The sequence below is a fragment of the Clostridium sp. KNHs205 genome (assembly GCF_000702945.1).
Taxonomy (GTDB): Bacteria; Bacillota; Clostridia; order Lachnospirales; family Lachnospiraceae; genus Anaerocolumna.
Genome location: NZ_JNLE01000003.1, coordinates 3,736,747 through 3,760,843 on the forward strand (window position 1 = coordinate 3,736,747; position 24,097 = coordinate 3,760,843).

Here is a 24,097-nt window from a genome sequence, read left to right on the forward strand (position 1 = left end):
ATAATTCAGAAGGTATCTTCTTACCTTACCAGCATTACTCATGTTTGCTTGATAATACTTCATTATGATATTCTTGTGGTGAACGACCGGTAGCTTTCCTAAAAAATCTTGTAAAGGAGGCTGCTGTTTCGTAACCGACCATTTTAGCAACTTCGTAGATTTTAACATTTTCATTTTCCAATAGTTCCTTCGCTCTTTTTATCCGGACACTATCTATGTATTCAGAAATGTTAACCCCCATGACCTGTTTGTAAAGTCTGGATAGGTAAGACGGGTTTAAAAAGACCTGCTCTGCAAGTCTTACCAGAGAAAGATCTTCATCCATATGCTTCTCAATGAATTTTTGTATATAGCTGATTGCTTTATATGCTCTCTTTTTTTGCTCTTCGCTCTGAAGAGAGAAAATCAGATCAGATAGTTGATATAGATATGCTACCGCCTCTTCCCAGGATTCAAATTTATCGATCCGCATCAGTCTATTCTGATCGAGGTGGAAGGCGATTTTTTCAGTAAGCTTGCAGCGGTTGATATAAGACAAAAGAGTTAAGGAAATCCTATAATAGGCTTCTATAGCTGCATTGCTGTTTTTACTCTTCATTAATTTTAAAGGTATTACCCATTCTGTTAAGGTTTCAAAAAACTTGTCCTTTTGTCCTGACTCAAGATATAATTCAATGATTTCCATTCCTTGCTGCCTAATCATCAGCTCCAGTACTTTGATATCGGCTTCCAGTTCAGGCACCTCCGAACTGGTATTGATAATATCGCTTTTAAGTTCATTATCTACTAATAGCATTTCTATATTTGTGCCGATTCGGTAATTCAGTAATTGACTCAGAGAATAATATTTTTTTGATAGGTGCTCCCACCTGCAGGGTTCACCACTTAATACAAAACTGATGGAGGTATCCAGAGACTCACGGCACACAGACTGAATCACCTCAAGGGTCCCTTTCAGGAATGAAATCGTTTTTTTATAATCAGCTATCAGTTCTGTTTGAAGCTGGCTTATTTTAAGTAAATCCTTCGGTTGCAGGAACAAAACAAATCTATAACTTTCGTCCATTACACAGACACTTGTAACCCTGGTGCTCAGATACTGGTCAATCATTAGTCTTACGGAATACAGGTATTGCATTTTGCTGCTATAGGATAAATCAGTTGGAAAATTGTCAACATGACCCAATAGCAATAATACCGGCTTGTCCGGATTCATTGAAATTTCAAGTTGTTCAAATTGGGACCTCGTTATATTTGCTGGCGGATCTTCATGGAGCAAATGTAATAAGAAGTCCTTCTGAAATAACTCAAGTGCCATATTCATCTGTTCGTTAGCCGTATGGATCAATTTCTCTATGTTTATTCCATTCTGTATGTCATTAATGGCATTTTCAACAGCCTTTATCAGTTTCTCGTGTTTTTCTGTTTTTCTGATATAACTTATGCCATTGGGCTGATTTACTTTATATATATATTTATATTCATTATAACGGGTAAGAAATATAACCCTGCATTGAGGCCAATTCCTATATATTACATCCCGCAATTGCAAACCATCAATCTCAGGAATTCTAATACCTGTAAGCACGATATCAATTCTGGTTCTGTTCAGCCATTTTATTGCTTCTTCGCCTGAATATGCCTTATAGACATCTAAATCCATATTTTCTCTGTTTATAAATACTTCATATAACCCATTTACAATAAATTCTTCCTCATCCACAATCAGTAATCTGTACATATTTATACCCCCTCGGTATTTTGATATTTAATATTGCCTATTGCTCCCCCAATTAAATATAGAAATCTGTAAAACCTAACAAGTCATCTACCAGTTTAACAAGCCGATGACAGTTGATAATTTTAATCACCCCCAATTCTTACTTATTGCACATAAGTGTACTTTTCAAAGTTAACACCAGCATAATCATGACAGTTACATTAACCATATAATTATGTTTGTTCATGTTCAGTTTTTTAAAAGCTGATAAAAAGGATATCCATTGATTATCCCTTTTTAGAAATAAGTTCGGCTCCATATGTTATGAATGAATTTAGAATGAGCCCTTGTATTTTTAATTTTTGTATTCACTAAGATGCCTTGTTAGCAGAATGAGATTTTCATCCCCTATTCTGGTCATGATTTTTTTGCTGATAAACTAATATTAAGAAAAAGGGGATTAATTAATGATTGTAGCTGCTTTATTCAGCCGCTGCATAAGAATCTTCTGATGGTATACCTGATTTATGTGTCTCTTAGTTTCTAGCCACTTTGGATGCCAGTAATATTATACCGCCATATACATATTTTTACAATGCATTTCAGATAAGTATCCATGAATAACAATTCTTTTGCAGGATTGGTAACTGACCTGTTAACCGTTCAGAGAGAATAAACCATTATTGATATAATTATGGGTGAAATTGATTCCGAAGTGAATATTTATGTTACATGACGGATTAGAACTTACAGATCGTATTAACATATGGAGAATACGTATGAGCATATTAAGTAATTTAGGATTTTGGGTTTTTATATTGTTCTATGGAAGTTATTTGAGTAAACAGCTGTTGCTGAAACAATAGGGAAAGCAAGTGACCGGCTGGGACGAATGGTTGTCGAATCCCAAGACCATTACCCGTAACAGTCTTAATTTACATTGTCTCTAGATAAGCTTTTATTTGTCTGAATGATAAGAACTGTAAGTACAATTCAAATATTTTTCTTACAACCTCAGCCTGCTCTGGAACAATAGCAATTTCGCCATTAACACAGGTATACCCCATAAAATTCTTATATTTCGTAAAGATATCACCTCTTTCAAATTTTCGTTGAAAACCCCACTGAATGTTTCGCTGGTATTTCTACTTTCATCCTGTGCAAGCATGCTCCTAAGTGTAATTCAAATTTCATTTTCAAATACATATTTATACTCCTTTCACGCAGATATCTCACTATTTTTATAACTTCTACTGTATCTCTTGATACTCTACTGATGGATTTTGTTATGATATAATCAATTTTCCCTTTTGCCACCTTCTTTAGCATTTTGTCCAGTCCAGTTCTTCCACTCCTCCTTAAACCGCTTTTTCCTGCATCATAAAATACACCGGTAAAAATCCAATCCAAATGCTCAGTAATCATCTTTGTATAGGATTTGATTATCCGACGCTACTGCTCTTCTTAATTCTTTATCCTTGTAGGTAGACTGTGGAATGCTGTCACAACCAAGTACATTTTTATCAGGCATACCATCAAGCAACCGTGTACCTCGCGCCTTCCAGCTCATTTCCTAATACATCCGCAGTAGTAGAATCCTTTTTCTTGCTAATATCCAGTATTGGAGTACCGGAAAAACCAAAAAAGATTGTAGGATGTATGCCATCCTGCAGGACGTATTGGGAATATATTGACCATTCTTGTTTCGAATGGCCAATCGAACAAACGATGTCAAATCGCCGGTAGTTTATACCGCACTTTATCCAGGGAACGTCATTATAATACCGAGTAAATATTGTTTGAGCAGTGAAAAATCGAGTGCGTCAACGGTACCACTCGCATCTAAATCAGCCAATGTTGGATTTCCAATCGTCTCTAATCCTAAAAGGTGTTTTTTCATCGACACTAAATCAATGGAGTTTATTTCCCATCGGAATTTAAATCACCCAAGCTTTCTGAATTGCTTCCTGTACCAAATTTAAACCAGTTCAGGTTGAATAAGTATCCGCTTCCTCCCGTAAATTTCAGATATAAGTCATGCTTTCCGCTCACCCCTCTAACTTTGCACGTTGCAGCCGCCCAAGTCTGCCAATTCCCTGTCCCGGCAACCGGACAAGTCCCTATCAAAGTCCCGGTAAGACTATCCAGCCTGATCTCAATATTCCCTCCGCTGGTGGCACTGGCTGCTCTAGCCTGAAAGCTTTCTGCACCATTGCCGAAATCGATATTGTTGTAGATTGCATAATCCCCATTCTCAATATACCCGATATTCTGTCCGCCTTCGTTACAAGTTTCGGTTTGGATTCCCGACTGGCTGTCGTAACTCTCTGCTTCGATCTGTGTGAATGCCGATCTCGGGCCAGGAGTTGGGGTTGGGGTTCCATAATCCGTAAATCCATTCGCACACGCCATTTGTGAAAAGTTCCACAAGCTTGGTTTCCAAACAGTCCAATCGTGACCTCTTCCTGGAATTTGATAATAGGTGCAAGGGATATTATTGCTCTTACAAAAATTAGCTATGCCGTCACTGTAAGATAAATTATCATTGGTTCCAATACAAAGGAACAATAGCTTCATCTGCTGACGGGTAGCTGCCGGATCTGGAAACAACTTACTGGTCGGATAGGCAACAGGTCCACCGCCTGAAAAACCTCCTACATAGGCGAATTTGTTCATATTTGTACACCCAATATTATAGGATTGCGGACCACCATACGAAAGACCGGCAATTGCTCTGTGAAGGCGGTCAGTATAAACGGAATAGTGTGAATCGATGTATGGTATAAGGCTGTTGAGTATATCATCCGGAAGCTTATCATCAGATATTGATGATGTATTAGCATTTGGTGTTACAATGATAAATGGCTGAACATTGCCGTCGGCAATAAGATTGTCCATAATGACATTGGCTGCGCCTCCGCCTGTAAACCAATCACCTTCACTCCCGCCGTAACCGTGCAATAAATACAGGACGCTGTATTTGCTGCTTGTTGAATAACCTGGAGGCAGGTAAATTCTCGCCTTCCTCTGGCTGTTTGTCGCTGATGATTGATAAGTAATGCTGTTGACCTGCCCGTGTGAAATGTTGTTTCTGGCTTGGTCATATCCAGTTGGCGGCAAGGTTGGGAGCGCTGCCGCCGCCATGGGTTTTAAAGGCATTGCCAAAAGTACTATAAGAAAGAAAAAAGCTGGTACTATTTTCCTGCCAATTTCATTCATTAAGTTTTTTAGTCTCATTTTTATTTCCCCTCTCTTTTATATCGCCCGGTATCCCAAAAAAGATACACAGCAGTATGATTAGATTACACTATCTTAAAAGCGAATAAGGTAATTTCGGAATATCACCCAGCAGGTACATTTTAAAAACGGCAAAATCGAGTGCATCAATGACCCCGTCAAGATTTATATCCCCTGTGGCAAGGTCATTTTCTACAGGAAAATCCTTCATGGATCCAAGGAGATACATTTTCATCAACCCATAGTCTGTTGTATCCACACTCGCATCTCCATTAAGGTCTCCAACCGGGTATTGGGGAGTAGATGTCGGTGTGGGAGTTACACCTCCACTGGTAAATTTGAACCAGTTTAAGTTAAATAAGTATCCGCTTCCTCCCGTAAATTTCAGGTATAGATCATGTTTCCCGCTTACCCCGCTAACACTGCATGTTGTATTAGTCCAAGTCTGCCAATTGCCAGTTCCTGAGACTGCACAAGTCCCTACTAAAGGACCGGTAAGACTATCGAGCCTGATCTCAATATTGCCTCCGCTGGTGGCGCTGGCTGTTCTAGCCTGGAAGCCTGCCGCACCGCTGCCGAAATCGACATTGTTGTATACAACATAATCTCCATTTTCAATATAACCGACATTCTCCCCGCCTTCTATACAGGTTTCAGTTTGGATTCCTGACTGGTTGTCGTAACTCTCTGCTTCGATCTGTGTAAAGGCCGATCTTGGGCTAGGGGTCGGAGTAGGGCTGGGGGTCGTGGTAGGAGTCGGAGTGTTGCTACCCGGTACATCATTTAATCTGAACCAGTCAACATCCATATGGCCTGAACTTCCGGAAGGATTAAAATTCATAATAGCATACTGTTCACCTTGGAAAGTTCCATACTGCCAATCAAAGCCCATCGTTATTGAGGTTCCAAGCTGTTGCCAATCTCTACTATCATCTTTCCAATAAAACTTGGCTTGCTTGTTACTAAAATTCATTTCTATCCGGAAATATAAAATATTTGCAGTTATATTATTAACAGTTGCCTTTACGCTATCTTCCTCCGACATTATTATGCGCTTAGGATCCTTGGTCACAGCAATATAACCGCGCGGATCGCCTAACATTCCCAATCCGCATATATCTCCAGGCTGCATGGCACTGCAATCAATTTTAATAGTGCCGGAACTTGTCAGACCCTGGCCTTTTTGAGTTAAACTGTTTCTGGCATGCCAAAAATCGGAAGCCGTAGTAGCTTTTAGTCTTAAGGCAGATCCGGTCAGGGACCATTTTGAATTATCCGGATTATGATTCCACATCCACTGAAGTCCTAAAGTACTGCCATTAAATTCATCTGAAGCTGCCGGTACCTTGACAGGTTTATTTTGAATTGGTTTGGTATAAGTCGATTCAACCTCACCTATATGTCTTGGTCTGCCGAACATTGGCCAGTCATTCTGCCAGGTAATAGGGCAGATTCTGGTAGGGCGGCCGATTGCACCGTCATCCTGATGAAGATAACCCCAGTAACTTCCATCGGGCAAATCAACAATACCTCCCTGATGTCCGCCTTTTCCGGCCGTACACAGGGTAGTAGTTTCACCATAAGGCCCCCAGATATTCGATGCCCGGGAGCATACTAATCTTTGTGCCGGCACAGCGTTAAATAAATAATATTTGCCATTATGTTTCGCTATATGTGAACCTTCAACATTATTGTAAGAAAAAATTGTCCGCGATGACCCCGTTGTAGTACTTAAGCTCGAATTCAACTGTATCATACTGATCTGGTTTTGCCAGGCTCCGCCATAGGCCAGATAGGGAGTTCCGTCATCCTCAATAAATAAAGCAGGATCAAAATAACTGCCGCTCAATTGATTGTAATTCCATGGGCCCGCTACATCTTTGGCATAATAAATACGGGTATTTTCGCCGTTAATAGTAACCACCACATAAAACGTACCGTTCTTATACGCGATAGAAGGAGCAAAACATCCCCCGCCGTATTTAACTCCGCCCTGCATATTATACGCATTATTGCCGGTGAATGAGGTAATGCAATGACCGGCAATTTCCCAGTTAACCAGATCTTGAGATTTTAAAATAACCAGACCCGGTACATTGACAAAGGTGGAACTGGCTAAATAAAAATCATTACCAACCCTGATTATACTGGGATCTGGATAGTCAGCGTATAATATCGGGTTTTTAAATGTGCCGTCTTCATTGTCAGACTGCCAGGCATATACGAAAACCATTTGCGAAAGCGATAGACACAATATCAATAAAAAAGCAATCGCTTTATTAAATCTAAAGCCGCTTTTTCGTCTCCAACTACTTAACATACTAAAACCTCCTTAAATATTACCTTTTCAATTAATTGATCCATCATTTTTTTTCATAAAGTTAAGCATTTCCGCTGGAGTCCACCACGTCCAATCTGATGCATAATCAGGCTCATTTTGGAAGGAAATAGCATACAGACTTGATCCAGACCCACACTTCTTTGGTATGTTCTTGCATCACCTGAAGAAGCACCATTCGCTATCGCAAGAGCCCTATTGTGGTAAGCAATGTACCAATTTCCCTTAAATGAGAATATGGACTGATGGTTATTGTTGCCTTCATTTTGAGGAGAATTCGGCAATACAGTCCCTTTGTATTGGAATTCTGTCATTGGATTGTCACTCATCATATAGTCTATCTTAGCAGCCCCTTGGGAAAAATCCGTAGAATAGGAAAAGTAATATTTCCCATTGTACTTATGCATGTAGGAAACCTCAAAGAAACGCGGAGCTACAATCTGCGACGCTGACCCGTTAACACAGATCATATCACTACCCAGCTTGATTACCCTGTATTCCCCTCACCATTTCCTCCAAAATACATATAATACAGTTATCAAAGAGAGAATTAACGAAATGCTTCTTTTGGAAACCTTCTTTTTTAACATACCCGTTTCCTCCTGGTTTTTTATTTTACATGCCAACTCACCAGCCGAGGGCTTGAATCATTTTTTCAGCATATCGCTTGCCTAGGGTAACTGATGAATCATGACTAAAATGGAGACGGTATTGTGTATCGCCAGAGTCTACTACCAGACCACTTGCAGAGACTACCGAGCAATTCGTAATCAGGGAAGGCAGTTGGTTTACCAACGTATTGTGACCTGCACAAGGACCACTGTAAAGCAGTTCACCGGCGAGGAAAGGAACATTCCCCAGGTTCAGATCTTTTCTAAGATCTTCCACCAGTGTTTTTACTTTGCCGGGCCAACTCGGGTCGCCGCTGTTGGATTCACCCTGGTGGAAAATAATGCCTTCAATGACGCCTCCCTTTTGCTGTGCTAGTTTTGCACGGTTGATAATCCAATTATATTTGGTACCTCCCGACTTCATAAATGTCTCGATTTTTTCACCGCTGATGGCGCAGGGTATCAGTCCGATCGTATCACCCGCTGGGACTTTCTGTATCATGGTCTTGCCAAACCAGTCTCCAGGACCGATTGCATCAAGCCAGGAAGCATGAAGGGGTGGAGATGCCACATCCCACTGATCGGTTACCCGTCCGAGTGCAGCATTATTATCATACCCCAGTACCAGCACACGGGAATCTTCCACTTTATCAGAAGCTTGCGCTAAAGCATAACCTGCCATATTGGATTGACCTAATAACAGAAAACAGTGGAATTTAGCAGCACTTGGAGTTGGAGTTGCCGTCGGCGTAGGTGTGGGATTTTGTCCGGGGAAAGTATTTATAATACCCAGTAAATATTGTTTGAGCAGTGAAAAATCAAGTGCATCGACGCCGCCACTCGCATCTAAATCAGCCAGTGTTGGATTACTAAGGGTTTCCACTCCCAAAAGGTGTTTTTTCATCGACATTAAATCTGTTGAATCTATTGTCCCATCGGAGTTTAAATCACCCAAGCTTCCCGGATTACTTCCTGTAGCAAATTTGAACCAGTTCAGGTTGAATAGGTATCCGCTCCCGCCTGTAAATTTCAGATAAACGTTATGTTTTCCGCTTGCCCCGTTGACACTGCTCATTACATCGGTCCAAGTCTGCCAATCGCTGGTTCCTGCAACCGGACAAGTTCCGATCAAAGTGCCGGTAATACTATCCAGCCTGATCTCAATATTCCCACCGTTGGTGGCGCTGGCTACTCTTGCCTGAAACTTTGCCGCACCGCTGCCGAAATCGATATTGTTGTAAACTACATAATCCCCATTCTCGATATACCCGACATTCTCTCCGCCTTCGGTACAGGTTTCAGTCTGGATTCCCGACTGATCATTATAGCTCTCCGCTTCGATCTGTGTATAAGCTGATCTCGGATCAGGGGTTGGAGTGGGTGTCGTAGTTGGAGTAGGTGTACTGCCGGTGTAATTTCTGATGACACCTAGATCCCAGATAATCTTTTGATATTCCCCTGATGTGTTGGTAGTTCCCTGAATAAGGAAATCAACTTTGTTGATGTCATTAATCTCGAGTTTCTGGTTATATCCTGCTCGGATCAATTCACCGTGGGAAACGTTGGTGGTCCACTTGTCTGCATTGTAAGAAAGATTACCGCGCCATGCCCATTTCTCGGCAACCTGCGTCCATGGTCCCCCGGCGTTTGATGACGTCCATAATTCGTAGTACCGGCCGTCTTTCTGGTCTTCGACCAGCAGATAGTATTTACCGTCGGCAAGTGATTTATAGACCTCTGAACCTTCAAAAGTGTTGGATATAGCAACTGTAGGTGCACTAAAGCCCTTCGGAAAGTTCGCTAAGGATGTCTTGCGCACATACAGATTGCCCGAGCCGTTATCGGGTGTGTTGTACATATAGGCATAGGCATCGTCGCAGATAATGTAATAATCCCATCCCATGTTCCCGGATATGCCAAAGGATTTCGGTCCGGACCACGAATTGGGATCCGCTATATTTGTCGTTGTGGAATAGGCTGCCCCATAAGTTCCATCCTGGTAGACGAGATACCATAATTTCTGAGGTTCAAAATAAAATACTTCCGGTGCGCAGAAATAGCTTTCGCCGATTTTACTCATATAGGTACGAGGCGCGTTTTTTAGTTCGGGAATCGTGCTGGCGGATGTATAAAGCATCTGCCAGCCTCCGCTTTGATTTGCACCGGTGTAAAACACATGGTATTTGCCTCCGTAGTAAACGATCGTCGGGTCTTTCGCCGCGTAATAATCATATGGAACCGCTTGTCTGTGATTAATCACTCGTGCGTCTACATACCATGTCGGATTGACGTTCGGCGCTGCATTCACTACAGAACCAAAGGATAATACTATTAAAACCAACCCGATAATCACTATAAAACTCTTTTTTATCCATTGTTTCATAATTATTACCTCCCTTTTTAAATAGGACACTCCGTAATCTCTGAGCCCAGGTTATGTCCATGAGAATATACCACTAGAGGTAAAGGGCATTCCATTATTAGAAGAGCACTTTGCCTCTAGTGTCAGGATGAATAGCCACTATTGAGCCTAAAATCTAGGATACCTTTTAGTATCCGGCATCTTTAAACGCCTGCAGCGATTTATTATAAGAAGCTTTCGGAGTATTCAAGGCACTAAAGAGCAGCGGCTTTTGTGAAGAACGCCAGGATATGCTGTCATACAGACCCCACCAGGTAACACCTGTAATATTTGCGCCCGCTTTTTTCGCTGAAATGATAGCAGACATCAAATCGTAAACATAGGTCGCCTGTACACTATCCGAAGTATTGGTCACATCAAGCTCCGTAATCTGCATTTCCAATCCTGCATTCATGAATTTCTGCATGGCGGATTTGTATAGGGACATGGATGGATAGCCTGTATCCAGGTGGGATTGCATACCAACACCATCACAGAGCTTTTTCTCTGAATTGATGAATTTAATCATGGAAACAATCTGATCCGCTACTTCATATTCATTGTAATCGTTATAAAATAGGCTGACTTTGCCGGTTAACCCATTGGAATCCAAGCATTCACGTGCAAATTGGAATGCCTTCTTTACATAGGAAGGTGATGTTCCTAAATTTGAACCATATATTCTTGCCCAACCACCGTTGGAGCCTGCATGCAAGTATTCATTTACTACATCCCAGGCATATACTACACTTCCGTAATTGCTCTTGTGTACATGGTTCATATAGGTTTTTATATACATTTCCATTCTGGCATCCATGACTGTCTGGCTTACATAGGCTCCGCTTCCACTGTAGCCTGTCTTGAAGAACCAATCCGGTGTCTGTGCATGCCATACCAGCGTATGGGCACGAAGTTTCAATCCATTGTTAGCGCAAATTTTCATGACAGAATCTATCGTATTGAAATTAAATGTAGGTACTGTACTCTCCGTATAGTTTGAAGGAATATAGTATCCGTTAGATTTCGCCTGAGCTACCGAGATGAGATTGGATGAGAGAACCGCCTCCGGCTTCATCTCGTTTTCCATGGTAATGCTGTTATACTGGGTTTTTATAGCCGCAAGTGTTGACGCATTATTCAATTGGCTGGAGTTTACAGCAGCACCCGAATTCCCGAATAGTCTTCCATTTGAATTCAATAAGGAATCGCTGCTTGGTGTTGGTGTTGGCGAAACTGGAGGGTTTGTGGGTGTCGGAGTAGGTGTGGATGTAGGTGTAGGTGTTGTAATTTGTCCTGGAAACGTATTTATAATACCCAGTAAATATTGTTTGAGCAGCGAATAATCAAGGGCATCGACGCTGCCACTCGCATCTAAATCTGCCAAAGTTGGATTACTAAGGGTTTCCAATCCCAAAAGGTATTGTTTCATCGACATGAAATCTAATGTGTCAATTGTCCCATCGGAGTTTAAATCACCCAAGCTACCCGGATTACTTCCTGTAGCAAATTTGAACCAGTTCAGGTTGAATAGGTATCCGCTCCCGCCTGTAAATTTCAGATAAACGTTATGTTTTCCGCTTGCCCCGCTGACATTGCTCATAACATCGGTCCAAGTCTGCCAACTGCCGGTTCCTGCAACCGGACAAGTTCCGATCAAAGTGCCGGTAATACTATCCAGCCTGATCTCAATATTCCCTCCGTTGGTGGCGCTGGCTACTCTGGCCTGAAACTTTGCCGCACCGCTGCCGAAATCGATATTGTTGTAAACTACATAATCCCCATTCTCGATATACCCGACATTCTCTCCGCCTTCGGTACAGGTTTCGGTTTGAACTCCCGACTGGTTTTCGAAACTTTCCGCTTCAATCTGTGTAAAGGCCGATCTCGGGCCAGGGGTTGGCGTTGGAGTAGGCGTTGATGTTGGTGTGGTCTGATCCGTAAATCCTGCTGCGCACGCCATCTGGGCAAAATTCCACAGGCTTGGCTTCCACACGCTCCAATCATGGCCGTTACCCTGGAGGAGCCATTCAGTATAGGGAATATTATTGGACTTGCAATAATCTCTTACCCTATTGTTATTGGATATAAGGCCATCTGCGGTTCCGCAGGAGAGAAACAGCAGTTTTAAATTCGCCTTAACCTTAGTCCCTCCGTCAGGAAACAGCTGGTTAACCTGTTTGGTGATGGGCGAGGAGGAAAAGCCACCGATATAGGGGAATTTATCCACGTTCGGCAACCCGATATTCAGCGATTGGGCGCCACCCTGTGAAAGGCCGGCAATCGCCCGGTGCTTAGCATCAGCATAAACGGAATAGTGTGATTCAATATAGGGTACAAGAGAATTGATCAAATCTTTCGTGAAATTCTCCCAACCATCCGATACTCCCGTTCCCGTCGCATTCCCGTTTGGTAATACAAGGATAAAGGGTTGAATATTACCGGCAGCAATGAGATTGTCAAGAATGACATTCGGTGCACCGTTGTTGTACCACTCGTCTTCATTCCCGCCGATGCCATGCAATAAATACATGACGCTGTATTTGTTGTTCGTTGAATACCCTGGAGGCAGGTAAATTCTTGCCTTCCGCTGGCTGTTTGTCGCCGTGGACTGATAAGTAATATAGCTGACCTGACCGTGTGGAATGTTGCTCTTGACTTGGTCATAGCCTGACGGCGGAAGGGCTGGGAGCGTTTCCGCCGCCGCTTGGCATACAGGTATTGCGAGAAGTACAGCAAGAAGTACAACGAGAATGGAAAATGTTCGTCTCAATTTCCTGCTTATTTCTTTCATTAAGGTTTTTGATTCCATTTTAATTTCCCCTTTCTTTTTTGGTTACTTAACAGAAAACCTACCTTTAGATTAATTCATCGTTACGTTATCATTTTAACCTCTATTCTTGCGCACGCTCTTTGCGCATACCAAGTTTGTGGAGCGCAAGCACAAACTTGCGGTTGAAAAATTTATTTTTCAACCTAACCTCCTTCATTTTTAGTAAGTACACTGCACTCGTATTGCTTCTCTTTAAGTTTTCACATCCCCCCTTTCACTCCCTTATTGTGTATAATAAAATAAACTTATCCTTTAAACCGCCGATATCCCAAAGGGGGAGATACACGGCAGAATGATTAAAGTGCACGACTTTTAACACTTGCCGCTAAAGGCCGACCTGCATTCAAATCTAAGATAGTCCAAAAGATGCGATTAATACCGACAATTAACCGCATCTTTTGCTACTTTTTGTAGATCAATCTAACTTATTTCAGAATGACCCACATACGCTTCCTAAGCTTCCTCCTCCGTTAGGTAAGTGCGATTTCTCAACTGGAAGAATCACTTATAGCGAATATGATCTTTAAAGAGAATAAGGTAATTTTGTTCGGAAAAATCCTTAATTGACTCAAGAAGATACATTTTCATCAAGGTATAGTCTTGTTGTATCTACACTCGCATTTCCATATTCTGTTTCGGATAACACTTACTGCCATGGTTCTTCTGTCCATCAACAGGGATATCACCCAATATTGATTAGTTGATTTTTACGCTTCCATCAGTAAACTTAATATCTGTGATCTTCTTCATGCTGCCATCACCGAAAGCACCACCTGTCTTCACTGTCAAAGATGACGTCGAACCAGAAGCACCTTTTAATTTAAATGTGATCGCAGCAAAGGTTCCATCCTTGGCGATCAGCTCGCTGCCGATGGTGTTATCAAGGAAGAGGAAGCTGATGGTTCCGTTATTGATATAGCTGTCGAAATTAGCCCCTGCGTTTGTTATAATATCCCCTGCAGTTACCGATGCTGCCTCCAGCAAATTCGCATCATAATTCACATAAAAGTTGCAGGTTCCTACATTGTTCACCTTCGCCACATTTGCAAAGCTGATAGGTACCGTTACTGTATCTCCTGCATTACCGGTGATTGTACCTATAGTTACTTCCAATTTATTTGACGGTGTTGGTGTTACTGTAGGTGTTGCTGTAGGTGTTACTGTAGGTGTTGCTGTGGGTGTTACTGTAGGTGTTGCTGTAGGTGTTACTGTTGGTGTTGTTGTTGGCGTGGGCATCTGACCTCCGGGTTCATTACCCCATACCAGAGTCCCATTCATGTAAGCAGTAACTTTTTCCCAATCTACATAATTTGAAGCAGAAGAGTTAAAAGAATAGTCATTTGACTGGTCGTAATTACTCCAATCAGACCTTGTTATTCTGGTTTGAACCTCTAAGGAGGATCCCGCAACAAGGTTTCCTGTACTGCTGCTGAAACCTACTTCAAGATAAAAGTCTGTATCTTGCGCAGTTGTACTCATTGTTACAAACTTACCCGTTACATTCTTTGTAACATCTATATAGTTCGCACCGCTCATCATTCCAGAGCTGTCGCACCAGAAATTTTGCTGCTTCTCGCTATCTACGGTATAGTAATACCTTAATGTAAAATTTGCGAGATTTATCGGGGAACTACCAGTATTAACTACTTTAAACTTTGGAGCGATTGTGTTAGATGCTGCCGATGTAGTACCATTAACAAGCTGAACTTTGATACCTGCATCCGCTGCAAAAGGAATTGACTGTGGAATACATAACATAATTAACATAATCATCGTTATTAAAAAGGCAATTGACTTTTTACGCATGATGGTAACCTCCTATTTTTATTGTTTTAATGTATGGAAAACTCCTTTACTTTGCATTCTTAAAATATAAATATATCTTGTCCAAATTTGTGCACCAATCCGGATAAGTTAATATTTTATTTAGCAGTTAATATCGGAGCCTACATTACCTCTCTCATAAATCAAGTTGGCGTTCAACAAAGCTGAACATTAATTTTGCTTGTTTTATCGTAAGTCTGTTGAGTTCGACACGTGAATATAGTTACTTTTCCAATTTCGCATTCGAATTGCTACAGCCATTTATATCACGGGGCTTATGCAACTTAGATATTTATGATACATATGTAAAAGCAAAGCAATTTAACCTGCTTCGAAAAACCTCTTACCCCTCTTCAAACTTTTTTTATTTCGAAACCATTTAACTGCCCAACATAAATTCTCTCTATGGCGCATGGGTTACAATTTAAGACGATTACAAAAAAAGACCACGCATATCAGCTTCCTTTATTTATATAATAAACTGAGCATAATCTTATTACTATATACATATTTTTACTTTGTTTTCATTTATTTACTTGTTATATTTCCAGTGTAAAAAAATTAGCTCACACTCATCCTTTTTATCTCCGAAGCAAAATCCACAGATAGCTCAATCTCAAACTCCTTTTCGTTTCCTACATTTTTTATTTTTTATAATTGAATACAATCTCTAGAAAAGGGAGGGGGAACGACTGTCAGACCGGATACTTACTGTCTAACTTCTCATCTTCCCTCCTGTTTTTTAACAGAAAAAGAGCCGGGAATAACTACATAAATTGTCATTCCCGGCTCTCTCATAGCCGAATATTAGGGTGCAGGCTCTGTGAAGGATCATTTTCGCTCTGCTGATGCTGCCGCTCATAACAGTCCGGCTGCCAAGTGCCTTTGACAGTACCTGCTTGCACTTCTTATTTGGAATAGGGATTGTTATTTCACCTACAGTTATGACAATTTCCTTATTCCTTATAAGCGTCTGGTTCCTTAATACCCAATAAATTTAGGTTTCACTCTTCTGCCTGCTATTTGCTCTATTGCATAAGCAATATTTAATAATTCTTCATCTGTTTGAGCGATGATATTTATTCCAAAGGGCATTCCATCATTATATAACCCACAGGGTACGGTAATCGCCGGTAAACCTGTATATTGTACAATGGGGTGATTATTGAAGGCAATACATACATTAATATCCTTTAGCTGGTCTTTTACATATAGCTTAGTGTTCTCTAGATCTTTTAATGTATCCAGGTATACTGCTTCAGTCATTTCTCCGGAGGTATTATTCTGGGCATCTTCCAATAGTATCTGACCATATCTTAAGGTTTCTTCTTTATGAGTGTTGTTATAATCGATTAATTCCATTAAATTACTTATTCTATTTTCTTGTGGTAATTCTGCGAAATATTCATTCATGGCGTGCTTAAACTCATATTTTTTAATGATATCAATCTCTTTATTCGGAAAAGTTCTGAGATACATTTGTTTTAGGATCGCACCAGCTTCCTTTAGTTTATATAGAATACCGTTTGCCTTTTTTTCTTCTTCCTGCGTCATATTATCTATAGCAGCTTGATCAAAACCTATTACAGTCCCTTTAAGATTTGCCTTTTCTGCAAAGTATATTTTATCAGCTGATATTTCATTAAAAATAATAATTGCATCTTTAACGGTTCTTGTCATGGGCCCAACCATATCAAGGGTAAAGCTTGTAGGTATAATCCCCTTTATGCTTAAGGCCCCTTTACTTGGACGATACCCAACAATACCATTCTTTATACCGGGTGAAATGATGGAGCCTGAAGTATCTGTGCCAAAGGCCGCCATGCATAGATTAGCTGCTACTGCAACTCCCGAACCAGTACTAGAGCCTGCGGGGCTTTCCCCTAAAACATATGGTGATTTTACAATTCCTCCTCTGGAGCTATATCCGTTAGGCATTCCTTTCGTCATATTATTAGCTAATTCCGTCATATTTGTTTTGCCAAGAATAACAGCACCTTTATTTCTCAATATTTTAACAATCTCAGCGTCCACTCCTGCTCTTGAATCTCCCAGTGCCAGTGATCCTGCGGATGTGTGCAACCGATCTGCTGTATTGATATTGTCTTTTAGTAAAATAGGTACCCCGTATAACAAACCAGAATCAACCAGATTTTTTTCATCCAGCTCCTCTGCTAAACTCATAGCATCAGAATTTATCTCAAGGATAGAATTTAATCCATTAATTCCTTTATCGTAAGCTTCAATTTGCTCCAAATAATGTGAAACAATCTCTTTTATAGAGAAGGTTTTATCTTTTATAAGCTTATTTAATTCGGTTATTGTTACTTCGTCTAAATTTATTTTAGTAACCATATTAATCTCCTGCATCTAATGGACGTTCTCTAAATTAATAATCGTTTTTCATTTTCAATTATCTTCCTATCGGTTTATATTTATTCATCGATAACCCAAAAAAAAGACGTGAAAGTGCCTCTCACGTCAAAATATTTTTTGATTATCAATCTATAAATTTACTTCCTCATAACGACCATCTGGTGCGTGATTGGAATTAAATTTAATTATTTCGTACCGTACGTAATTTGCATCTTCACCTCCACTTGGAAGTATATTTATATTATTCATTTATGTCCTCCTGTATTTGGAATTACATTATAGCTATTCGTCATAGATCTCCTACACAGTATATAAAGAGTACCTGTTATACGAGATGCATTAGTGATCTTTGATAGTGAGTCTTCAATACTGCATAATAGAGTAATATACCCCCCCAATACAATACAGCGACCGTGAAAGAATTATGGAGAACAGATGAAACCGGAATCTCCCATTCCAGAGTGTTTCCAATGTTAAGTGAAAGACAAAAACCTATAGCTATAAGACTACCTAATAGGATAGGTGCTACCATAATCATTCTAAGTTTTCCATACAGATAGTTCCTTACCTGTTTAGATGTTATGCCTACAGTTGATAAAATAAATATTTTCTTTTTGTCAGCTTCCCAGTCAGACAAAACCTTAAAATAAACCAGAACACATATGGCTGCAACAAAAAGTATGCTGATAAAGGACATAATAAATAAAGCAAATCCTCCTACTTGTTTATTATGTTCATATTGCTGGTACTTAGAAATCACCTCAAATCCATAAAACTTCTGATTTATACTTTGTACTTCCTGTGGCTGGATATTATTCCAGTAACCATAAGACAATGCGAATGCTTCGCTCAATTTTTCTACAGCTTCACCGCTTTTCGTCCAATCGCCATATTTATACAAATGAATCTTACCTTTATTGATACCCTCCATATTCCCATAAAACTTGGAATAATCTTCCTCATTCACAAGAATTAATACAGGCTGTCCAAAAGCATATCTATAAAAAATCTTATTATGTTCAGTATTTGATTTCTTAAATGAATAGGATTGTTGATTATCTTTTAACTGAATATTATCACCAAAAATCTCTTTTCCATTGTTCTTTACACTATCATAAGTGACTATCATTGCAGTGCCGGATTCTACAGAATAGTTACTGTTAAATATTTGATTGTACTCTTTTACGGAGGCTAGAGGAACCCATGGGTTGGGTCTTTGACTTTCTGTAACAATGTCCGAAGCTTCCAGATATACAATATTCAAGGTATCATTTTTATCAGCTCTGTATCCGATTCTGCAAGTATTGCATTATAATCTATACCTTTAAGATAATTCATAGAATCTGATTCTTTAAACATTACATCATAAGACTGTTCTTTATCCACCATCAAGTAGCTTTGACTGTATAAAGTGTATGACATGGAAGTAAACAGCACTGTACCGAGACTTAATATGCATGATATAAATATAACTGTCCTATTTTCTTCATTCTTCCATTTAGTTGATTTAACCTTGGTAGAATTTACTAATAAATCTAATATCCAAGCTTTTCATGAATTAATATAACTTCATATTCACTCCCTGTAGGTTTCTCCCATAGTACAGAAAAATTTCTGCATATTCTTTGCGGGCTTTTACAATCATAACATTTATCACCTTTTATTGCACATGGTGTTTTTACGCCTAAACGTTTGGCATTAAGGGGTGCGGCGATATTTCTTGCTCTATCTAAGGCCTCTTCATAACTTGAAGCTATTTTATTTTCACCAATAATTAAATAAACTTTATCATGTCCAAAACTGATTGCTGATACACGATTTCCAGTATTATCTATATTGATGATTTCTCCTGTTTCGGCAATTCCATTTACCGAGGAAATATAAAAATCTGACAGATTTGCTCTCTTTCTTACTTCCATGGCACTCATGTTTTCAGGTAATCGCATATGCCAATACACATCATTATGAGACACCAGTGCATCATACAGTTTCATTTCTTCTACAGTAACTGAACCTCCAATTCCAATAGTTCTATCACTCAGTTGATTAGCTAAATACTTAGTTGCTTCTTCAGCATTATTAAATTCACTTACGGTATACCCTAAGCACTTTAGACTATTTTTGAGTTTTGTAAATTCCATTATTGTGACGCTCCTTTTTGTACTAGTTTTCTTCTTTTTAAATGCAATATGATTGGCAGCATAATCCTAAATTACTTCTTTGTTTTCACAGTAATTTCTTGAAATCATTATTCTAGATGGAATTACCACCTGAATAAAAAAATAATTATTTACATTAATTAGATTTGTAACGTTTGTATTAGATTTTGAAACATCAATTTCTGAACATCATCTGATGGATGTAAGCCATCATTCCTGCATCCATCACCATAAATTATATCTTCAATTTTCAAGTGGGTTCTTTGAAGATATTCAATAACATACTGGTAATTATCTATTATTGGTTTATTTTTTCTATTTGCTACATCACGTAAAACACTAACAACATTTTCAGTATGATGAATTCTATTCGGATAATACTCATTACTATATACTGATGGTGTTGGGGTTAATATTGCTACCATTTTCCCTTGACTAGTCAATTTATCAATAATGCATTCAAGATTAGTCTCTAATTCTTCCATGCCATTTTTTAATTTGCGGTCATTTAATCCCATGAACACTAATACTAAGTTATCCTCGTATGCTATTAGTGAATCAAGATACTTATTTATCTGATACGAAAATGCACCTCCACATCCTTTATTTTCAATAGTGCATTCTGTATAAGTATCTTGTAGGTATTTTCCTAATAAGCCCCACCAACTGTTTGGTGCCACTCTACCAAAGAATTTATTTCCATTATTTTCAAATACTAGGTCTTCTGTTTCATAACTCATGGAACTACCTGCACCAGCTGCAAAACTATCACCAATAACCTTAATATGAATACCTTCTACTAATTTGTCTTTGTACATCTAGTCACCTTTATTAATCATGGGGGTACTTTTTAGTTTTTTTAGGATTAAAATACATGTGTTACAAATGTAATTAAATAAACAGAAATCACTTTTATGTTATATTTCAGCCACCAACAAAAACATCAAATTCCTATTTTACTTTTTACTAATATAACAGCATTTATTTCAGATCCTTTACCTCCAGCTTATGTACTGAAAGATATGCACAAATGAGTGAAGCTGAAATCAGTAAAACAGGGACTATAGAATTGTCTCGCAGAGTAAAATCACCAACGCTGCCATTCATAACTATGAACAATAAAAATGATGTAATAATTGCTGCTTTTGAAGATTTCATTCCTTTACCGACAAAAAGTGCAATAAAACCAAGGGAAACAGTAATTATAGATTTCAAAATAATCTGTAAATAAAAACTTACACTTGCCATGTTATATCCTAAAAGAAAATAAGCTTTCATATTACCGGCTGTGGTATATAGAAGTGTATATATTAGCAGTTTACCAAGGAGCAGGGCACAAAAGGAAAACAGCCAGACAGCTAACATTTGTGAAAGTACGATTTTCTTACGCTTAATGGGATAACAAAACATCAGATTCATAGTGTTATTCTTATAGGGTGTAATGATAAAGGTCGACATCATCGCCGCCGTATATATAAGAAAGCAAAGGTTCGTAAATAGTTCTATCTGAACAGCCATCGTTTCCATACCTGGGACTGCATCCGGTACTCCCGTAGACTCATCATTAGCAATTCCAAGATAACACTGTGCGAACATAAATAATCCAATTAATGCAATGATAATAATAGCACTAACGATATATTTAGAGGTTTTGTTTTTTTTCCATTCTAATTTCATTAATTTCCACATTTATTTACCCTCCCCTGTTAACTTCAGAAAATAATCCTCCAAGGATTCGGCTTTTATATTCAGCTCATGCACTGAGACTTTGTTTTCTACAAAAACACGAGATACTTCTTCCGGTTTTATCTTTTTATCATAAATCCTGATTCGGTTGTCCTCAATAATTTTAATATTGTGCAAATTCAGTTTCTCCGCCAGCACATACGCAGCCTTCTTTATCTCTAGAGTAGAAATCTCAATATACTCAATGCCCATATCTGTTATCTCTTTCATTGATATTTCTTTTATCATTTTACCATGATGTATTATTCCAATGGTATGAGCTATATTTTCAATTTCCGACAACATATGACTTGAGATTAAAATTGTTATTCCATATTGCTGGCAAAGCATCGTAAGAAGATCCCTTATTTGCTTCATACCAGCCGGATCAAGGCCATTTGTAGGCTCATCTAAAATCAAAAATTCCGGTTTTGTAAGTATTGCTCTTGCAATGCCTAACCGCTGTTTCATTCCTAAGGAAAATTCCTTTACTTTCTTTTTCTTATTTTCCTCCAGAGAGAGCATATTAAGTGCCTGTTCTATACTTTGAGGACTATAGTATCCCATGTATTCACAATGAAATTTCAGATTTTCTTCTGCACTGAGGTCTTCATAAAAGGTCGGAAACTCTATTATACTTCCTATTCTTTTCAATAATTCATAAGAATCTGGCATTAATTTCTGATCAAATGCAATAATCTCGCCTGATGTTGGTTTCCATAGATTTAATAACATTTTCATTGTTGTTGTTTTTCCTGAACCATTTGGTCCCAAAAACCCGTAAATCTCACCTTTTGTAATATGCATGTTCAAATTTGATATTATCAATTTACCATTAACACTTTTTGTAAGGTTATTCGTAGTTAAAAGATATGCCATACTTTTTCTCCTTTTTATTATTCCATATAAATATAGCATTCAGATTTTTCAAAACTCTTGAATAATTCTTACGAATTTCTTTCTTGGGAATTTTATTAATAATCAATCTTTTCCAATGTAAGAATAAATGCAGTTCTTACATGTGCTTCGCTTTCTACATGAATTTTTGCATTAATTTTCTCAGCAAGTTCTTTTACAATGGTTAACCCCAGGCCGTTGCCCTGAATCAGCTGATTTCTTGAATCATCCATCGTATATAAGCGGTCGAAAATTCGTTCAGTCTCTGATTTATTTATCCCTCTGCCCTTGTCAATAACTTCAATAATAATCTCTTTTTCCTTCTCCTGTATTACCACCCCCAAGTATTTACCCTCATTTCCGTAGCGAATTGCATTCGTGATTAAGTTATTCAATATCCTCTTTAGAGCATCCTCATTCGAAAACACCTGAATTTCTTTTTCCGGTATCTGAATATCTACCTGAAATTCATTTTCTATTAAGATCTCATAAAAATCAATAATGGTGGTACGGCAGAATTCACATAATTGAATGGTGGTTTTCGTCAGGTCTATATCCCCTGCCTCAATTTTAGCCAGAGTAAAAAATTTGTCCATCAATTCCATTAACTGATTGGTCTTGGCTGTCACTTTGTTAAGCATTTTTGCATTATTATTTTCATCCATTGTCATTATTTCAAGATACCCCTGTATTACCGTCAAGGGTGTTTTTAAATCATGGGATATATTGGACAGCATATATTTCGATTTCAGATCCAGTTTTCGGTAATCTATCCTGACCTTCTGACTGACTTCTAATGCTCTGTTCAATTGTTCAATTAACGCACTGATTTTTTTCTCATCTGTAAATAACATTATCTTTTCATCTGTATCATTACTAAGAATCTCTTCTAAATCAGAAGTAATACCATGTAACTGTTGCAGAATTTTTCTTTTCTCAATCATTTCCTTGACAAGTATTGAAGAAATCAAAACCAGAGTTGTTAATAAGATATATATCAGCATATCCTTACTCCTTTAGATTTCCAAATTTATACCCTATTCCCCACACTGTCTGAATATATTTAGGTTCTCTGGGATTTTCCTCAATCTTTGTCCGAAGGCGGCTTATATGCACATTTACAGCATTTTCATCTCCAAAATAATTATCCTGCCACACCAGAGAATACAGCTGTGCTTTTGTATATACTCTCCCTGGGTTTTCCATTAATAATTTCAATATTGTAAATTCTTTAGCAGTCAATTCAAGGAGCTCATCTCCTTTGGTAACAGAATAGGTCTCAAGATTCAGTGTAAGTCCTCCCATGGACAGCTCTGTAGGTTCATCCAATCTCTGCTGTGTCACGTACTGTGTTGAACGCCTAATATTTGCTTTAATCCGTGCTAAAACTTCTGTCACTGAAAATGGTTTGGTTATGTAATCATCCGCACCAAGTCCAAGTCCCAGAGACTTATCTGAGTCCGTATCTTTCGCTGACATTATAATTATAGGCACGATACTTTGTGCACGAATAATCTTCATTACTTCCATTCCATTTCGTTTCGGTATCATAAGATCCAATAATACCAGATCAAAAGACTGTAATAAAAAGGCATCACAGCCTTCCTCACCATCATAAGCTACTATGACTTCAAAGTCATTGGCCTGTAAATACCCCTTTAGCATTTCGCTAATTTCTATATCATCCTCAACCAATAATATTCTCATTCCTGTATTCCTTTATGTCTTACATGATTTATCACAATTTTTTTTGAATATTTGCTTTTTACACTACTTATTGTACTCTTATGAATAGTTTAACACAAGAAAAATAATGTGTGTGTAGGACTCTCCCAATGATAAACTTAGATTTTCATTTCACTAAATTAATTCTTCTATTTTTGAAACATCATCGATATTTACTTCTTTACCATACCTTAATAGAATTTTTGATTCAGAAAAAGAATTGACAATAACGTCACGATAATCATCATTGCGAA

At 38.6% G+C, this 24,097-nt stretch carries 15 protein-coding genes and 2 pseudogenes; all 17 read right to left on the minus strand.

The window, feature by feature from the left end; all coding sequences use genetic code 11:
- Positions 1–34: 34 nt before the first annotated feature.
- Entirely contained in the window at positions 35–1,741 is a 1,707-nt protein-coding gene (locus tag BR73_RS0115370) for a helix-turn-helix domain-containing protein (RefSeq protein ID WP_033166256.1), read from the minus strand.
- Between the two features lie 1,080 nt (positions 1,742–2,821).
- Positions 2,822–3,130: a recombinase family protein gene (locus BR73_RS29805; RefSeq protein WP_347463446.1), complete on the minus strand. Its 309-nt coding sequence runs from the start codon at positions 3,128–3,130 to the stop codon at positions 2,822–2,824.
- Positions 3,131–3,134: 4 nt separating this feature from the next.
- Positions 3,135–3,290 carry a hypothetical protein gene (locus tag BR73_RS28830; protein ID WP_156034735.1) on the minus strand — a complete coding sequence of 52 codons (156 nt, stop codon included), beginning with the start codon at positions 3,288–3,290 and terminating at the stop codon, positions 3,135–3,137.
- A gap of 189 nt (positions 3,291–3,479) precedes the next feature.
- Positions 3,480–4,879 (minus strand): annotated as a pseudogene (locus BR73_RS26810) (carbohydrate-binding protein).
- 148 nt (positions 4,880–5,027) lie between these two features.
- Positions 5,028–7,277, minus strand: a complete 2,250-nt coding sequence (locus tag BR73_RS0115385; protein WP_033166257.1) for a family 43 glycosylhydrolase — start codon at positions 7,275–7,277, stop codon at positions 5,028–5,030.
- Positions 7,278–7,414: 137 nt separating this feature from the next.
- Positions 7,415–7,824: pseudogene (locus BR73_RS29645) on the minus strand (family 43 glycosylhydrolase); the annotation flags it as partial.
- Positions 7,825–7,922: 98 nt separating this feature from the next.
- A complete protein-coding gene (locus BR73_RS0115395; protein ID WP_033166259.1) occupies positions 7,923–10,289 on the minus strand; it encodes a non-reducing end alpha-L-arabinofuranosidase family hydrolase in 2,367 nt (788 codons plus the stop codon).
- A 166-nt stretch (positions 10,290–10,455) separates the two neighbouring features.
- Complete coding sequence (locus tag BR73_RS29435) at positions 10,456–13,077, minus strand: endo-1,4-beta-xylanase (RefSeq protein WP_242860683.1); 2,622 nt, start codon at positions 13,075–13,077, stop codon at positions 10,456–10,458.
- 756 nt (positions 13,078–13,833) lie between these two features.
- Positions 13,834–14,943, minus strand: a complete 1,110-nt coding sequence (locus tag BR73_RS0115405) for a cohesin domain-containing protein (protein WP_033166260.1) — start codon at positions 14,941–14,943, stop codon at positions 13,834–13,836.
- Positions 14,944–15,942: 999 nt separating this feature from the next.
- Positions 15,943–17,316, minus strand: a complete 1,374-nt coding sequence (locus BR73_RS0115410; RefSeq protein WP_051685225.1) for an amidase family protein — start codon at positions 17,314–17,316, stop codon at positions 15,943–15,945.
- A gap of 346 nt (positions 17,317–17,662) precedes the next feature.
- Entirely contained in the window at positions 17,663–18,601 is a 939-nt protein-coding gene (locus BR73_RS0115415; RefSeq protein ID WP_033166261.1) for a hypothetical protein, read from the minus strand.
- Positions 18,602–18,872: 271 nt separating this feature from the next.
- Positions 18,873–19,478: a lactate utilization protein gene (locus BR73_RS0115420; protein WP_033166262.1), complete on the minus strand. Its 606-nt coding sequence runs from the start codon at positions 19,476–19,478 to the stop codon at positions 18,873–18,875.
- A gap of 158 nt (positions 19,479–19,636) precedes the next feature.
- Entirely contained in the window at positions 19,637–20,314 is a 678-nt protein-coding gene (locus BR73_RS0115425) for an SGNH/GDSL hydrolase family protein (protein ID WP_033166263.1), read from the minus strand.
- A gap of 163 nt (positions 20,315–20,477) precedes the next feature.
- Positions 20,478–21,185: an ABC transporter permease subunit gene (locus BR73_RS0115430; RefSeq protein ID WP_033166264.1), complete on the minus strand. Its 708-nt coding sequence runs from the start codon at positions 21,183–21,185 to the stop codon at positions 20,478–20,480.
- The gene (locus BR73_RS0115435) at positions 21,186–22,100 is read right to left on the minus strand and encodes an ATP-binding cassette domain-containing protein (RefSeq protein ID WP_033166265.1); all 915 of its coding nucleotides are present in this window, start codon (positions 22,098–22,100) and stop codon (positions 21,186–21,188) included.
- Between the two features lie 95 nt (positions 22,101–22,195).
- Complete coding sequence (locus BR73_RS0115440) at positions 22,196–23,122, minus strand: sensor histidine kinase (protein WP_033166266.1); 927 nt, start codon at positions 23,120–23,122, stop codon at positions 22,196–22,198.
- 4 nt (positions 23,123–23,126) lie between these two features.
- Entirely contained in the window at positions 23,127–23,825 is a 699-nt protein-coding gene (locus BR73_RS0115445; protein WP_033166267.1) for a response regulator transcription factor, read from the minus strand.
- Between the last annotated feature and the right edge of the window lie 272 nt (positions 23,826–24,097).